General features: G+C 61.0%; 14 protein-coding genes. 3 read left to right on the top strand and 11 right to left on the bottom strand.

All coding sequences use genetic code 11. From position 1 onward, the window contains the following. Positions 1-4: 4 nt before the first annotated feature. The 6 genes from J5286_RS28410 to J5286_RS28390 all read right to left on the bottom strand — a co-directional run bounded on the left by J5286_RS28410 (position 5) and on the right by J5286_RS28390 (position 5858). Positions 5-274 carry a hypothetical protein gene (locus J5286_RS28410; protein ID WP_018896781.1) on the bottom strand — a complete coding sequence of 90 codons (270 nt, stop codon included), beginning with the start codon at positions 272-274 and terminating at the stop codon, positions 5-7. 79 nt (positions 275-353) lie between these two features. Then, a complete protein-coding gene (locus tag J5286_RS28405) occupies positions 354-1097 on the bottom strand; it encodes a TfuA-like protein (RefSeq protein ID WP_209193297.1) in 744 nt (247 codons plus the stop codon). After that, complete coding sequence (locus J5286_RS28400; protein WP_209193296.1) at positions 1094-2350, bottom strand: YcaO-like family protein; 1257 nt, start codon at positions 2348-2350, stop codon at positions 1094-1096. Before J5286_RS28400 ends, J5286_RS28405 begins: the two co-directional genes overlap by 4 nt. Positions 2351-2361: 11 nt before the next feature. After that, positions 2362-2487: a hypothetical protein gene (locus J5286_RS31575; protein ID WP_280637067.1), complete on the bottom strand. Its 126-nt coding sequence runs from the start codon at positions 2485-2487 to the stop codon at positions 2362-2364. A 120-nt stretch (positions 2488-2607) separates the two neighbouring features. After that, the gene (locus J5286_RS28395; protein ID WP_348529299.1) at positions 2608-4557 is read right to left on the bottom strand and encodes an AfsR/SARP family transcriptional regulator; all 1950 of its coding nucleotides are present in this window, start codon (positions 4555-4557) and stop codon (positions 2608-2610) included. Positions 4558-4817: 260 nt separating this feature from the next. Then, positions 4818-5858, bottom strand: a complete 1041-nt coding sequence (locus tag J5286_RS28390) for a glutamine synthetase beta-grasp domain-containing protein (RefSeq protein ID WP_018896776.1) — start codon at positions 5856-5858, stop codon at positions 4818-4820. Positions 5859-6338: 480 nt separating this feature from the next. On the opposite strand from J5286_RS28390, the gene J5286_RS28385 reads away from it, so the two are divergent. After that, positions 6339-6542, top strand: coding sequence for a DUF2735 domain-containing protein (locus J5286_RS28385; RefSeq protein ID WP_047504555.1), 204 nt, complete (start codon positions 6339-6341; stop codon positions 6540-6542). A 140-nt stretch (positions 6543-6682) separates the two neighbouring features. After that, positions 6683-7891, top strand: coding sequence for a TIGR03862 family flavoprotein (locus J5286_RS28380; protein WP_209193295.1), 1209 nt, complete (start codon positions 6683-6685; stop codon positions 7889-7891). Here J5286_RS28380 and J5286_RS28375 read toward each other — a convergent pair whose 3' ends face one another. The 5 genes from J5286_RS28375 to panC form a co-directional block, all read right to left on the bottom strand. Further along, positions 7892-10975, bottom strand: coding sequence for an efflux RND transporter permease subunit (locus J5286_RS28375; protein WP_209193294.1), 3084 nt, complete (start codon positions 10973-10975; stop codon positions 7892-7894). Then, positions 10972-12048: an efflux RND transporter periplasmic adaptor subunit gene (locus tag J5286_RS28370; protein WP_209193293.1), complete on the bottom strand. Its 1077-nt coding sequence runs from the start codon at positions 12046-12048 to the stop codon at positions 10972-10974. Before J5286_RS28370 ends, J5286_RS28375 begins: the two co-directional genes overlap by 4 nt. After that, the gene (locus J5286_RS28365) at positions 12048-13121 is read right to left on the bottom strand and encodes an efflux RND transporter periplasmic adaptor subunit (RefSeq protein ID WP_209193292.1); all 1074 of its coding nucleotides are present in this window, start codon (positions 13119-13121) and stop codon (positions 12048-12050) included. The genes J5286_RS28370 and J5286_RS28365 overlap by 1 nt, the downstream gene beginning before the upstream one ends. A gap of 303 nt (positions 13122-13424) precedes the next feature. Further along, complete coding sequence (gene panB / locus J5286_RS28360) at positions 13425-14246, bottom strand: 3-methyl-2-oxobutanoate hydroxymethyltransferase (protein ID WP_209193291.1); 822 nt, start codon at positions 14244-14246, stop codon at positions 13425-13427. Further along, on the bottom strand, positions 14246-15115 hold the full coding sequence (panC, locus tag J5286_RS28355) for a pantoate--beta-alanine ligase (protein ID WP_209193290.1): 870 nt from the start codon (positions 15113-15115) through the stop codon (positions 14246-14248). The genes panB and panC overlap by 1 nt, the downstream gene beginning before the upstream one ends. 350 nt (positions 15116-15465) lie before the next feature. Here panC and J5286_RS28350 point away from each other — a divergent pair, with 350 nt between their 5' ends. Continuing rightward, positions 15466-16137, top strand: coding sequence for a J domain-containing protein (locus J5286_RS28350; RefSeq protein WP_209193390.1), 672 nt, complete (start codon positions 15466-15468; stop codon positions 16135-16137). Positions 16138-16147 lie beyond the last annotated feature (10 nt).

Here is a 16147-nt window from a genome sequence, read left to right as displayed (position 1 = left end):
ACGATTAGTGGCGCTCCAAGACTACGAGGTTTTCTCGTGCGTCTTTCATTGCCACTTTCGTCTTGGTGCCGATCAGCTTTTCCAGATTCACGTCCAGCTCGCGCTCCGGGTCGATTCCATCCCAATCGATGACGACCTGCAGCAGAGCCATGTTCGTCAGATGCGTCAGGTTGTTCAACTTGAGCTTCTGCGCTTCGTCCTTCGCGGCCGACAGCAAGCGGAATATCCTCGCATATTCGCTTCCGCTTCCCTCGTCCATCGTCTGAATGTTCATCTCGTCCGCTCCGCCTCTCTGAGACGCCCCAAACACCACTTTGGGGCTTCAGTGCTTCCATCATTCAGGCGTGGCGTTATTAGAGCGTTACAGGCGTTACCGGGGTGCTGATTTCAGCATGCAGCATCTCCCAGTGTGACGTTGCCGCGAAGCCCCAGCTGCGCTTTCCAGCGGTGAATTTCACGCTGTTAAGATAGTCGAGAACCATATCGGCATCGGCGCGCTTGCGCTCGATCTTGTTCGCGCGAATCAAACGCACGATTTCCTTGGCGCGCGCGGCGTTGTCGAACGCGCAGCGTTCCACGGCCTTCGGATAGGTCCGCTCGGAGAAATGCAGCGCGCGGCCCGAGAGAAGAAGCTTCTTGTATTCGCCCGACAAGAGCAGGCCCTGCCTGCTCAGCGCGTCGATGGTCGGCTGATAATCGACCCACGGAACGGAGAGCGGCAGCCAGCCCAGCTCGGCCGGCGCATGGACCAGCGCCACGGCCTCATCGTCGATGAGCCGGCCATCGGCGTAGTCGTGATAGATCGAGCCGATGCCAACCATGCCGAACGCCGAGCATTCGGCGGCTCTGAGCGCCCCCATGCTGGCGCCGCCGGCGACGACGACGTTCTGCTCGAGCGCGAAGAGGATTTCCTTGTGCCAGACGGACGGCATCTCGCCGAAATAGCCATCGACGATGCCAATGGCGCGCGCGCCGTCGCGCACCGCCTGCAGGATATCGCCGCGAGCGGCTGGCCCGCGAAACTCGATCGACGGATGCTCGGCCTGAAGCCTGTCGAGATCCCGGCCGAAGCTTGGTCCTGCGAAAATGACTCTCATGCCTGGGCCCCCTGCATGGCGCCGATCGCGCGCAAGCCAAGTTGAATGAATTCACCACTGACATCGACCTCGAGGCCGGGCACGATGACGCGGACGACGGAAACCGGAAGGCGCGGATGCGGGATCGGCACGGCCACGACCTGCTCGATACCCCGTGCACGCAGCCGATCCAGAATGTGGCGGATCGTCTGCTGGATACTGCGCTTGGCAGGCTCGGCAAAGCGCGGCGCGACCGGCGCCTCGTCGCAGAGTTCGATCAGCTGCTGCATCGGTCCGTCGCCATCAAGGCGCTGGTAGACGCGAGGCGAGAAGTCGTCACGGCTGCCGGCGATCGCCGTCAACCGGCTCTGCGCTGCCTCGGTGATGGCGCGCAGTGCCGCGCGGACCGGATCCGGATGGCAGCCGCAGCCGCCACAGACATTCGTCCAGCGCGCATCAACGCGGTCGCCGAGGTCGCCGGGAACGATGACGGCGAGGAAGCTCGGCACGCCGATATCGGTCGTCATGTCGAGCAGCAGGAGCCGCATGCCGGCGCGGGCGATGCGGTCGGTGATGATCTCGATAACGGGATCGCCGAAGCCGGCCGGATCGATGCGCGAGCCGCGCAGTTCATCGAAGGGGCGAAGCTGCGTCAGCGCCCATGCATCGCGCTCGACCAGCTCGCACAGACCGTGAAGTACGGCTTCGGCAGGGCGATTGCCCGATGCCAGGCCGTCGCTGGACTGCTCGAAGCCGGAAGGGCGCGTGCCACGATGATCAAGGCCAACAAGTGACCACGGAACGAAAACCGGCTGGTCGTTCATGATGTCGAGGCCCTCGCTCCAGGCGAGCGGGCCTGTATCGATTTCGTCCGGCACGCAGCGCGCAACGGAATCGAGATCAATCAACGGCGCGCGCTCGGCCTTCATGCCGGCAAGCGTGGCGATGACCAGATCATCCGGCTGCATCTCGGCAACGCGGGTTTCGACCGCCTCCATGGCAGCCGAGGTCATTGCGGCGTCCTCGTCGATGCCTTTGCCCTGGAAGACTGACAGCGTGTAGCTATTGGGGCGGGTCGCGAAGGCGACCGGAATTTCAAGAAGATCGAGCGCCGTCAACAAGCCGACGCGCGTTATTCCAAGCTCGGCAAAGTGCGGCTTGATCGCCGCGAATGTCTGTCCAGGCGTCAGGGAGCGGTCGTGGTAGGCGCTGACGCCCGCCGCGGAAAGACTTAGATCCCCAGCCAGATCCGTGAGTGCTGCCTGAACAGACATTCGCAAAAACCTCAACGGAACTTCAGAGCGTGAACGATGTTCGCGGTCGCGTTGGTGTCGAGCTGAACGGCGTTCTGCTTGAGGACGGCCTGGGCAGCAGCGGAGAGGCGAACGGTGGACTTGATTGCGTTGGTCATGGTTTTCTCCTTTTGGTGGCAGCATTTGCTGCGAACAGGAGAGACTGTGAACGGCCGGCGTTATTCCGGTGTGACTGGAAATTTCGCTAATTAACGGCCAAAATCGCCATCTGTAGCACTTCAGGACAGGCCAGCCATCCTGAGTCCGTCTATCAGCTGGCGAGTATCGTCAGGGTTGCGATCCGGCACGAAACGCCAGACATCTTCCGTGCGAAAATCCGGAAAATTCTCGAGGACAACCGAGGCGTAATGCGCTGCGGTGGCCTTGTCGCCGTTCTTGGCATGCGCCGCGGCGAGCAGACGCGAGGTCGCCGGCCGGTCCTTGACGCGATCGAGCACCTCGATCGCCTTGGCGTAATTCTCCTGGACGAAATGAATGCCGCCCAGGTTCCAGTAGTAATAATCCGGCGGCAGTGGATTGAGCTTCAGCGCGGCGTGGCTGAGTTCCAGCGCGCGGTCGCTCTGCCCGTCATGCAGAAGTGCATCCGCGTGATCGGCCAGAATATCCGCGTCATTCGGATTGAGCATCTGCGCTTCGGCGAAGAAATCGAGGCTATCGGCAAAGCGGCGGCGATAGAGCGCGACGAAGCCGAGCTCGCGCATGGCTCGTCCACTGTTCGGATCGCTGTCTCGCGCCTGCCATGCCGAGCGGTCGGCCTCTTCTAGAAGTGCTGTGTCCTTCATGCCGCGAACGAGCCACTCCATCCCCAGCACCCGGGCCATGCCGGCATGGGCGGAGGAGAAGCGATCATGTCTCGACAGCGCCGACTTGAACCACTTGCGCGCCTGTCGGAGGTGCTGCAGATCGGTCTTCGATACGAGCCGCTTGCCCTCGAGATAGAGCCGATAGGCCGAGGGCGAGACATCGTGCATCATATCCGTCAATTCGCGCCGCTCGATCGTATCGGCGAGCGTCATGACGATGCGCCGTGCCAATTGGCCGAAGGACTGGTTGACCTTCTGCATGGCGAGCGGCAGGTCGATCGCCCAAAGCACTTCGGCGGTTGATGTCTTGGTCAGCCGGCAGGTCGCGTAGATCTCGTCTTCGCGGCCGTGGATCGTCACGTAGACGGTGTAATCGAAGCGCAATTCCGGCGGCATGGGCTGCAGTTCGCCGCTGGCGAGACTGCGGTTCAGAATCTCGACGCTCGTATGCGCCGCAATGACCTTGAAGCCACGCTGCTGGCTGAGGCCGATCGTGACATCCTCGAGCAAAGCTCTGCCGACACGCTGCAGCAGCGGCTCTGATAGCATCGTTTCCGGCGGAAGGATGAGCACGCGCGGCTGGCCAACCGGGTCGGCGGTCGCGGGCCTAACGGCGGCAGTTTCCGACACGGCAGGTGCCACCGGTGCAATGATGCCGAGTTCCAGCGCGAGCGCCTGGGTTGCCGCATCCGGCTCGGCACCATACTCAGCCTTCAATTCGTTGCGGCAGCGGAAATAGGCTTGCCGCGCCGAGCCAAGATCGCCCGCCGTCGCATGCGCCTTCATCAGTGCGCGGCAGGCCGCCTCGTTCGCCGGATCCGTGGCCACAAGCAGGCCGGCCAGCAATACGGTATCGGCGAGCGTCAGTTTTTCGGGCGAATCAAGCAGCGTCATCAGATGCGCGTCACGGCATTCGGCGATGCGGCGGCGCTCGATCGTCACCCACTCATCGGCTTCCATCGTCGGCGCGCGGAAACCTTCGAGCAACTCGCCTTGAAGCAGGGCCCAATCGCTCCGCGCCAGCGGATGCGTGGCATCCCGCAGCAGCAGCACATCGGTGGCCCAGTGCTCGGCATTGAGTGCAATATGCGTGTTGGTGGCGGTGATCAGGCGGGGAAGGCCTTCCGGCACGCTGCGATCGATCCGGGCAAGGAGCTGTCTGAGACTGCCGGCACGCTGCTTCGACACGTCGGACTGCCAGAGCATGCCCCGCAATGTCTCACGCTCCATCGAGAACTGCGATGATGCAGCGACGAAGGCCAGGAGCGGATAGGCTTTTTCCGGAAGCACGATCTCGCCGTCATTGGCGAAAAGCGCGGGCTTTCCGAGCAAGCGAAGCAGAAGGCTGTGCTTAGCCACTGACACCAAGGGTAACTCGCGTTTGGATGATCCAACACAAGTATAGTGAAAAGAGACTATAACGCAAAAGGAATGCGGCCGTTCGGTTGAGTTTTTCAACCGTTAGACGATGGCGATCGCAAACAGGGTTTAGAAAAATCGGGATCGGCGGGAAGAAATCGCAGCGACCATCGATCGCCGTGCCAATGCGAGGCACATCAGCCGTGACCCAAAAGAAATGGCGCCGGCCTTTCGACCAGCGCCATCACAATCAATCAGGATTTGGCTTAGGCGGCAGCCGAAGCGAAACCAGCCGTCGGAACTTCCGAGATCGTCTTCAGAACCTGGGAAGCGATCTGGTAAGGGCAACCCTGCGAGTTCGGGCGGCGATCTTCCAGATAACCCTTGTAGTCGTTCTTGACGAAGGAGTGCGGAACGCGGATCGAAGCGCCACGATCGGCAACGCCGTAGGAGAACTTGTTCCACGGAGCAGTTTCGTGCTTGCCGGTCAGACGCTTGTCGTTGTCCGGGCCGTAAACGGCGATGTGGGCATCGAGGTTCTTTTCGAACTGCGCCATCAGAGCTTCGAAGTAGGCCTTGCCGCCAACTTCGCGCATGAACTTGGTCGAGAAGTTGCAGTGCATGCCCGAACCGTTCCAGTCGGTGTCGCCGAGCGGCTTGCAGTGATACTCGATATCGACGCCGTACTTTTCAGTCAGGCGCTGCAGCAGGTAGCGAGCCATCCAGATCTGGTCAGCGGCCTTCTTGGAGCCCTTGCCGAAAATCTGGAATTCCCACTGGCCCTTGGCCACTTCGGCGTTGATGCCTTCGTGGTTGATGCCGGCAGCGAGGCAGAGGTCGAGGTGCTCTTCGACGATTTCGCGCGCAACTGGACCAACATTGCTGGAGCCGACGCCGCAATAATAAGGACCCTGCGGAGCCGGGTAGCCCTGTTCCGGGAAGCCGAGCGGACGGCCGTTTTCGTAGAAGAAGTATTCCTGCTCGAAGCCGAACCATGCATCTTCGTCGTCGAGGATGGTTGCGCGGCTGTTGGACGCATGCGGGGTAACGCCATCAGGCATCATGACTTCGCACATGACGAGTACGCCGTTGGTACGAGCCGGGTCCGGATAAACGGCGACGGGCTTCAGCACGCAATCGGAGCTGCGTCCTTCGGCCTGCATCGTGGAAGAGCCATCGAAGCCCCAGAGCGGCAGCTGTTCGAGCGTCGGGAATTCTGCAAATTCCTTGACCTGCGTCTTGCCACGAAGGTTCGGTACCGGGGTGTATCCATCGAGCCAGATGTACTCGAGCTTATACTTGGTCATTTGCGAGTCTCTCAAAACATAGGTGTCAGCAGGTCCCAGGGACGCGGAAGCCGAGGCCGCCTCGCCCGTGGAGGGATGCCAATGAGTATGCATGTAGCGTGCCAGTTCGCGACGAGGGGTGAAACGGTAAGGCGGAAGGGGCCGTTGCAGCGCCAATAGAACAGGTGCGAGGCAATCGGAGCAGGCCCTGAAGTGCCAGTGGACTCAAGCGGTTACGCCGCCTATTGATCGAACCTCGCGCTGGAAAAGGATGAACAGCGGCGCCGTCAGTTTTTTCCGCACAATGCCCGTATTGCTTATTTATTAAGCATATGCATATTTTTTGTATTCTTTGGATTTCTGATATAAAGCTGCTCAAATCGCGATTGCCCACGATTCAAACATTTGTTGCACTTTTTTCAATCATATAGAGCATTCTCTGTGCAGCTGTGTTATTGTCTCTCTTAACGCTTTAGGGCGGACTCAATTTGGAGGCATGACATGGTTACTGGTGTGCATCACGAGTCGGCAACGATTTACGCTTTCCCGACGAAGCGCTTCGCTTCATCGGCGCTTCGCCAGAAGGTTGACCTGGAAAAAGATCTGGAACCCTGCGTCTACGACAGCTGCTGGTACCACGAAGACGCCATGAAAGAAGAAGAAGCCTCGGCCCAACCGCGCTTTACCCCGCGTTTCGTGGACTGACGCCGTCTTGTCGGCGAGCATCGGTGCGCCCTGTTCGCATCGGCATCTAACGTGATTGCACGCGGCTCCGCCTCGGCGGGGTTGCGTATATCCAGCGCACGCGTCATGACGGGCCTGCGAGTTCAATTGCGGGCGAATACATGTCGGACAAAGAGGTAGCCATCATCGGCGGTGGACCGGCGGGGCTTATGGCGGCGGAGATTCTGTCTTCAGCCGGACATAGTGTCACGGTCTACGAGGCTATGCCGACGGTCGCCCGCAAATTCCTGCTTGCGGGAAAATCCGGCCTCAACATCACTCATTCCGAAGACTATCAACGCTTTTCGACGCGCTTCGGCAGCGCCAACCAGCGCCTGCGCGATGCGCTCGACGCCTTTCGCCCTGACGACATCAAGCAATGGGCCGCCGATCTGGAGACCGAGACCTTCGTTGGAACCTCGGGGCGCGTCTTTCCCGTGGCGATGAAGGCATCACCCCTCTTGCGCGCGTGGATCAGGCGGCTGGACGCGCAGGGGGTGACAATCCGCACGCGCCATCGATGGCAGGGTTTTTCCGACGGCGGCTATCTGTTCGCAACGCCCCAAGGCAACCTCGTCATCCGACCCGATGCCGCCCTGCTCGCCCTTGGCGGGCAGAGCTGGCCGCGGCTTGGCTCGGACGGTCGCTGGGTCGATTGGTTGCGAAATGAGGCCGTTACGGTTCACGATTTCCAACCAGCCAATTGCGGCTTCGATGTCGACTGGAGCGCGGTGTTTCGCGAGCGCTTCGCCGGCGCTGCGGTCAAATCCGTGGTGGCAACGTCTCCAGCGGGATCGACGCAGGGAGAGTTCGTCGTTACCCAGCACGGCATAGAGGGTAGCCTAGTTTACGCCCATGCCGCGGCATTGCGAGACGCACTGGCATCTGGACAGCCTGCCGAACTCATCGTCGACCTGATGCCCGGGCGGACGCTGGAGCGGATCGAGCGCGATCTCGCCAGGCAGGACGCCAAGACGAGCCTCGCCAACCGGCTGCGCAAAGGCGCCGGCCTTGATGGCGTCAAGGCTAACCTCGTTCGCGAATGCGGCGATGATGCCGACCTGCGCGGCCCTGCGCGGCTAGCGCGGCTGATCAAGGCGCTGCCTATACCCGTCGTCGCCCCGCGCCCGATCGCCGAAGCCATTTCGTCGGCGGGCGGCATCGCATGGGATGGGATCGACGAGCATTACATGCTGAAGCAGCGCCCCGGCCTTTTCGTCGCCGGTGAGATGATCGATTGGGAAGCCCCAACGGGCGGCTACCTGCTCACCGCGTGCTTCGCGACCGGTCGTGCGGCCGCGCGCGGCATCGCAGACTGGCTGCAGACCTGATCAACCTGCGCCTCCAGTCACTTCCTCTTCCATTGCATGCTCGCCTTCCGGCCGCTTGATCCGGAACCACGCAAGATAAAGCGCAGGCAGGAAGAGCAGCGTCAGCACCGTGCCGACGATGATGCCGCCCATCATGGCATAGGCCATCGGCCCCCAGAACACCTCGCGTGAAATCGGGATCAGCGCAAGGCTCGCCGCCGCCGCCGTCAGCAGGATCGGCCGCATTCGATGCTGCGTCGCCTCTCGCACCGCATCCCATGGATGATGCCCCTCGCGCCTGAGTTCCTCCACCTGCACAACAAGAATTACCGAGTTTCGGATCAGGATGCCGATCAAGGCTAGGATGCCAAGGATCGCCACGAAGCCCATCGGAGCGCCGCTCGACAATAGCGCGATCACAACGCCGATCAGGGCCAAAGGCGCGACCGCGAAGACCAGAAACAGCCGCGAGAAGCTTTGCAACTGGATCATCAGGATGGTCGCCATCGTAAACAGCATCATCGGCACCACGGCGGCGATCGGCGCCTGGCTCTTGGCGCTCTGTTCCACGCTGCCGCCCACCTCGACAGTAAAACCTGTTGGCAGTTGGGCGGTGTAGGCATCGATAGGCTTGGCCAATTGGTCGACAACCGTCGCCGGCTGCTTGTTGTCGATAACGGCGGCCTTGATCGTGACTGTCGGCAGGCGGTCGCGGCGCCAGATCCTCGGCGGCTCGGTCTCGTAGCGGAAATTCGCGATCGCCGCCAAGGGAACAGAGTTGCCGTTGCTGGTGCGTAGCTGCAGGTCGCGCAACGTCTCGATCGACCGCCGCTCGGATGCCTGGGCGCGCGCGAGAACAGTGATCAGATAGATATCGTCGCGCACCTGCGTTACTGACGCGCCGCCTACAATACCATTCAGTGCCGACGCTATATCCTCCGAGGTGACGCCGAGTTGACGCGCCTTGTCCTGGAGAACATCGACCTTGACCACACGCTGCGGCTCGTTCCAGTCGTAAACTACATCGCCAAGCGACCGGTTCTGACTCATGACCGCGCCGAGTTCCAGCGCGCGCTGGCGGACCTGTTCGATATCAGGACCGCTGAGGCGGTAGGCGACTGGGCGGCCGACCGGCGGACCGATGTCGAGTAGCTTCACATAGGCGTCGGTGCCGACGAAGGTCTTGGTAAGATACTCCTGAAGATCCACGCGCAGCTTGTCGCGTACTTCAAGGCTCTTGGTAATGATCACCACCTGACCAAAAGACGGGCTCGGCGGCTGCACGTCGAAAGAGAGCACAAAGCGTTGCGCGCCCTGCCCCACATAGGTGGACCAGCGCTCGATATCGGGATTGCCTTGCAGCTTCTCCTTCTCGAACTTCGCCATCTGCTGATCGGTTTCGTTGATCGAGGCGTTATTGGGTAGTGAAAAGTCGACAATCAGTTCCAGTCGGTCGGACGACGGAAAGAACTGCTCCTGGACGAAGCGCATGCCGTAGACCGCGCAGGCAAACGCGATGACCGTCGCCGCGATGGTAACCCAGCGGAAGCGCATGCAGACATCGAGGATCTTCGCGAAGCCGTTGGCAAACCATCCGCTCTTCTCCTCGTGCCTCTTCATCGTCTTGGGCAGGATGGTCACCCCAAGCAAGGGCGCGAACACCACCGCCACGATCCACGACACAACCAGCGACACCGCGATGACAACAAAAAGCGAGAAGGTGAACTCGCCGGCCGCGCTGTTGTTGAGCCCGACAGGCATGAAGCTCGAGACGGTGACCAAGGTTCCCGTCAACATCGGAAAGGCCGTATGCGAGTATACGTAGGTCGCAGCCTTGGTGATCGGATCGCCGGCTTCAAGCCGCGCGACCATCATTTCCACGGCAATCATCGCGTCATCGACAAGCAAGCCAAGCGCGATGATCAGTGCGCCGAGCGAGATGCGCTGCAGCGAGATGCCGTCATATTCCATGAAGACGAAGGTGATCGCCAAGGTCAGCGGGATCGCGAAGGCAACGACCAGCCCCGCGCGCCAGCCGAGACTGACGAAGCTCACCAAGAGCACGATTATGATCGCTTCCGCCAGCGCTCGCGTGAACCCCGACACCGCCTCTTCGACGATAACAGGCTGGTCGGCGACGAGATGTGGCTCAATGCCGATCGGCAGCGTCGCATGCACCTTGCGCAACTCGGTCTGCAGCGCCTTGCCGAACTCAAGCAGATTGGCGCCCTGCTTCATGCCGATGGCCAGTGCAATCGCCGGCATGCCGTTGACGCGAAAGAGAGCCGTGGGCGGATCCGTATAGCCGCGCGTGATGGTCGCGATGTCGCTCAGCCGGAAGAAGCGGTTGTTGACCTGCAGATTGACGCTGCGCAGACTGTCTTCCGAGGTGAACTGGCCGCTGACACGCAGGCTGACACGCTCGCCTTGTGCCTGCAGCACGCCCGATGGCGTGATCGCGTTCTGCGATTGCAACGTGTTGAGGACATCAGCCTGGCTGATGCCGAGCGCGGCGAGTTGGCGGGTCGAGAATTCGAGGAAGATTACCTCGTCCTGCGCCCCGACGAGATCAACCTTCCCAACATTGGGGACAGTCAGGATACTACGGCGCACGCTCTCAACATAGTCACGCAGCTGGCGCTGCGTGAATCCGTCGGCGGTGAAGGCGTAGATGTTACCGAAAACGTCGCCGAAGCGATCGTTGAAGGTAGGCGCTTGCACGCCCGAGGGAAATTGCCCTTCGATATCGCTTATCATGTTACGAACGTTCACCCAGATCCCAGGCACATCGCGTGCTTTGGTGGAATCTTTCAGATAAACAAACACCGTCGTCTGGCCCGCGATCGTCAGCGAATTGGTATAGTCGAGCGAATCCAATTCCTCGAGCTTGCGCTCGATGCGTTCGGTGACCTGCCTCGTGGTCTCCTCGGCGGAAGCGCCGGGCCACTGCGTGGAGATCGTCATCGTCTTGATGGTGAAGTTCGGATCTTCCTCGCGCCCGAGGTTCATGTAGGAGAAAATCCCGAGCAGTGCGAAGACGATCATGAAGTACCAGATCATCGACCTGTGTTCGAGCGCCCAGTCGGAGAGGTTGAACTTGTTCATGAGCGCGCACCACCCTCGACCTTGATCTTCTGCCCCTCTTTCAAGCTATGAACGCCGGCGATGACGACGCGTGTCCCCGGCTCCAGACCCGAGACCACCTCCGGATGCGCCGACGTCTTGTCACGCAGCTTCACCTCCTGGGATCGAACGGTTTCGGCTTTCTCATCAACAATCCAGACCAGGGTCTTGCCGTCCTGATTGAGGACTGCCGAAGCCGGCACGAAGAGCTTTTTGATATCGCGGGCCTGCCGGATAGCCGTGATTGTTGTTCCTATCCTGAAGGCATCCGGCGGGTTCTGCAGCGCTATCTTAACGCGGCGGGTGCGTGTGGCGGCATCTGCTGTCGGCGCCACCTCGCGCACCACACCTGCCGACGTGATCGATGGATTAATCTGAAGCAGGATGGAATAGGCATCCCCTATCGCGGGGATCAGTTCGCCCTCGGGAATGTCAATGACCGCATCGCGTTCGCCGGGCATGGCGACCGTCAGCACGGATTCGCCAGCCGATACCACCTGCCCGACTTCGACGGAGGTGGCGGTCACGACCCCGTCGAAGGTCGCGAGAAGCTGCGCGTAGGAGAGATCCTCGTTCGACTTGTCGAGCGTGGTCTGTGCCTGCACCACTGCCGATTGCGCGGCCTGGGTCGCCTGAACGCTGCTCTCGAGGCTGGACTTGGTAGCCGTTCCGCCCTGGAATGTGGCGCGGGCACGTTCTTCGGTGGATCTCGCATTGGCTAGCTGCGCCTGCGCATTGGCTAGCTGCGCCTGTGCCGATCTGACCGCAAGCTCCAGCGAAGTCGGCTCAAGGGAGGCCAGTAGCTCGCCCTTCGTCACGACATCGCCCGTGTTGACGTCGCGTGCCACCATCAGCCCACCGACGCGAAAGCCGAGCGGTGTCTCCGTCTTCGGCGCGACCGTTCCGGCAAAGCTCGGGGTCGGCAAGTCCGATAGCTCGACGATGCTAGACAGGACCGGCCTTATCGGGGGCGCGCTCTCCTTTTCTTCGCTGCATGCGCTGAGCGCTATGATCATGGGGATGACAAGAAGCTTCGGGAAAGAAGACCGCCGCATCAGCTCTGCCCTCCTTCGACCGTCACCTTCTGACCCGGTCGCAGCATCTTGCCCCCATCGGTTACGACCATTTCGCCGACATCGAGCCCGCCCGATATGATCACGCGGCCGGTCTCGTAGGTCGCAACCTTGACCGGCTTTAGGCTGACGGTTTCATCCTTCGGATCGATGATCCAGACCGCCGGTTTGCCGTCAATGGCAAACAATGCGGTCCAGGGCAGGATGATCATCTTCGTCGGCGCCGATTGCGCGAAGCCCGTTACCGGTGCCCCCAGCGTCATCCTCGGTGGCGTCTCTTCGAGCGTGATCTTGACGCGCACGGTGCCGGTGGAGGTGTCGATCGTCGGCGAGATCTCGCTGACCTTGCCGAAGGCAGTGACATTAGGATCGCTGACGAGCGCGATTTCGACCCTCGGCGCATCGGGTTTTGACTGCAGCAGCGTCTCGTAGATGTAAAACACCGCGTCGCGCGGCCCGTCCTGCGCCAGGGTGAACGCCGTCTGCGCAGCCTGCATCACTTGGCCGACTTCGACATTGCGGGCGGTGATAATGCCATCGGCATCCGTCTTCAGCTCTGTATAGCCGAGCGCATCCTTGGTCGTGCCGAGCTGCGCCTTGGCGTTGTCGAGCGAACCTTTCGACGTATCGAGGGCGGTTGCTGCCTGATCGTAGGATTCCTTAGAGATCGAACCGCTGGCAAGCAGCGTCTTGCGCCGCTCGAACTCCGAGGTCGCCTGCTCGACATCGGCCTGCGCTGCGACGAGCGCTGCCTGCGCGGCCTCAACATCGGCCTTCTGCTGCTGCGGATCGACCCGCGCGATCACCTGCCCGGCGGTTACGTGCGCGCCGACATCGGCGGTCCACTCGGTGACCTTGCCGCTGACGCGAAACGAGAGATTGGATTCAATATGGGCGGCGATCGCGCCGGTGAGCTTGATACTGTAGCGGAAATCCTGAAACGCGACCGGCTCCGCATGCACTGGAATGGTCAGTTCGGCGGGCTCGCCGCCTTCTCTTTGGCAGGAGGTAAACGAGAGGCATAGAAGAAGCAGGCTGAACGTCTTGATGTGCATCTTAGGAGTTCCCCCGAATTCCAAACTGACACAAGCAGAGTAGGCCTTATTGGCGCTGAGGACCTGTCGGCGGATGGCCTAAGGCTACAGCAATGAATTCACTCCTAAAAGGTCTTATAACCGCTGCGAACGCACCGGGATCGACATCACACCGTCATTGCTTCACCAGAACGCGACCTGTGACATCATCAGGAAACGACTTGCACATGAAGCATGCTGACTGTAGCGCACTTCCGCAAAGATGCAATTTCCGCGGAAGGCCCGCGACGAAAGATCGCTCAAGCGTGCAAAAGGCGCACGCGTTCACTTGCGTGGCGGGAAGGTGTGTTCGACGCCCGGAAAGCGGCCGGCGCGGACGTCTGCGGCATAGTTCTCCACCGCCTGCGACACGAGCGGACCGAGCTCGGCAAAGCGCTTGACAAAGCGCGGCTTGAAATCGCTGAACAAGCCCAGCATATCATCCGACACCAGCACCTGGCCATCGCAGGCGACAGACGCGCCGATGCCGATGGTGGGAATGGAAAGAGATGCCGTGATCTCGCGCGCCAGCGGTTCGACTGTTCCCTCTATGACGACGGCAAAGGCGCCCGCATCGGCCACCGCCGCCGCATCGCGGCGGATCTTCGTCACCTCCTGCTCCGAGTGCCCCAGCGACCGGAAGCCGCCAGCCGTGTTAACCAGCTGGGGCATCAACCCGATATGAGCGAAGACGGGCACGCCGCGCGATGTCATGAAGGCGATTGTCTCGGCCATCTCCTCGCCACCCTCGAGTTTGACCCCGTCGCAGCCTGTTTCCTGCAGGATGCGGACGGCATTGCGGTAGGCTTGCTCCTTGGATTCCTGGTAGCTGCCGAACGGCAAATCGACGATGACGCACGCGTGCGACGTGCCGCGCATGACCGCGCGGCCGTGAGCGATCATCATGTCGAGCGTGACGCCGACCGTCGTCTCCATGCCATAAAGCACCATGCCTAGGGAATCGCCGACCAAAAGCAGATCGCAATGCGGATCCAGAAGGCGCGCGATCGGCGTCGTGTAGGCGGTGAGGCAAACGACGCGATCTCCTCCCTTCATCGAGCGGATCGAGGCCGTGGTCAGTCGCTTTTGCTTGCCCTGCGCGCTCATCAGGCGGTCCTCGACTGCGCTGTCAGGCCAATGACGCGATTATCGAGCAGCCGCGTGCTGCCGATGCGCACGAAAAGTGCCACGAGTGCCGGCGCCGATTGCAACGAGGTCAGCGGTTCGAGTGTTTCGGGATGCCTGACGGCGACGACCTCAGCGCTTGCGAGGGGTTCGGATGCGACAAAGCGGTTCAAAGCGGCTTCCAATTGCGCGGGGTCATTACAGCCTCCGGCGTAGAGCCTGGCCGCTTCGTCGAGCGTCCGCGGCACGATGACGGCCGCGGCGCGCTCCGTCTCGCTCAGGTAGACATTTCGGGAGGAGCAGGCCAGGCCATCGGCCTCGCGCACCGTCGGCACTGCGACCACATTGACGGGTTGCGCGAGATCCTCGACCATCCGCTTGATCACCACGACCTGCTGGTAATCCTTCTCGCCGAAATAGGCGGCATGCGGCTGGACGATATTGAAGAGCTTGGTGACGACAGTCGCGACACCGGCAAAATGACCTGGGCGAACCTCGCCCTCCAACTGCCGGCCAATCTCCGGCACATCGACAACCGTCAGCATCGGGCGCGGATACATGTCCGTCACCTCGGGCGCGAACAGAAAGTCGACGCCGGCATTCTTTAGAAGCGCAGAATCCCGCTCGAGATCGCGCGGATAACGCGCAAGATCCTCGTTGGCGCCGAACTGCAGCGGATTGACAAAAATCGACACCACGGTCACGTCGTTTTCAGCCTTGGCGCGCGAGACGAGTTCCATGTGACCGACATGCAGAAAGCCCATGGTCGGCACCAGACCGATCTTTTTGCCCTCACGTCGATCGATCCTCAGGCACGCCCTAAGATCCGCTATCGATTTGATAATACGCACGAAACCGTCCTCCGAAGCTCTCCACCAGCAGAGCTAGTGCAAGAAGGTGGCGGATAGAACTCGATTTGACTGACAGCGTCAACGCAAGCGCCGGCATTATATCGATTAAGCATTCCTTCGGCATCCGATTTTCCTATGGATCTGATTTCCGCGCGGAAAACGATGTGGCAAGCAGGTGCGTCCAATCAAACTGTGGACAGACGGTGGATGCCTTCAGCCAATCCGGGCGTTCACGCAAACTTATGTATTCTTTTGTCCAAACTCTGCCCCAGTGATGGTAGAAGAACGGCATTGATAGACGAATGCCCTTCACGGGTGTCACGACGATGTCCGACAGCAGCGGAGGGACAGTGACCAATCCATACGAGATTCTCGGTGTCCGCAGGGACGCGAGCGATGACCAGATCAAATCTGCCTACCGTAGGCGCGCGAAGTCGACGCATCCGGATTCCGGTGGCGATCCCGACGCATTCGGGCGGGTGCAAAAGGCCTATGAACTGCTGCTGGATCCCGTTCGCCGCAAGGTGTTCGACGATACCGGCTATGACGTCGAACTCGCCGATCCCGTCGATCTGCAGGCGCTGATCGTTATCGAGAAGCTCGTCAATGAGTTGACGCTGGATGAGCGCGAGCCGGGCACCTTCGATCCGCTCGCGCGGATGCGTGACGATCTCTCCGAAGACATGCGCAAGGCGCGGTTTTCCAAGCGCGAACTCGAGCGCCACGCCGCGCGTATCGAGCACCACCTGGAGCGCCTGGAAAAGCGGCCTTCGACCGATATTCTCGGCTCGATGCTGCGCGCCCGCGTCAAAGCCATCGCCTCTGCGATCAGCGAGACGGAGGCCAAGATCAAGGCCAACGAGCGCGCCTGCGAGATGCTTTACGACTATGCCTATGAAGTGGACGTCAGCGAAAACGAAGACGGCCTCCTCACAGAAGAGGAAGCCGCTCCAACGATTGCCGCGCCGCGGCGCGAAGATCGGCCGCTTTGGGTCGTGCCTGCCGCAGCCCAGGAGGGCTGAAGCAGGCTTT

The organism is Rhizobium sp. 16-488-2b, from assembly GCF_017741815.1.
GTDB lineage: Bacteria > Pseudomonadota > Alphaproteobacteria > Rhizobiales > Rhizobiaceae > Rhizobium.
This window is presented reverse-complemented; position numbering and strand designations above follow the sequence as displayed.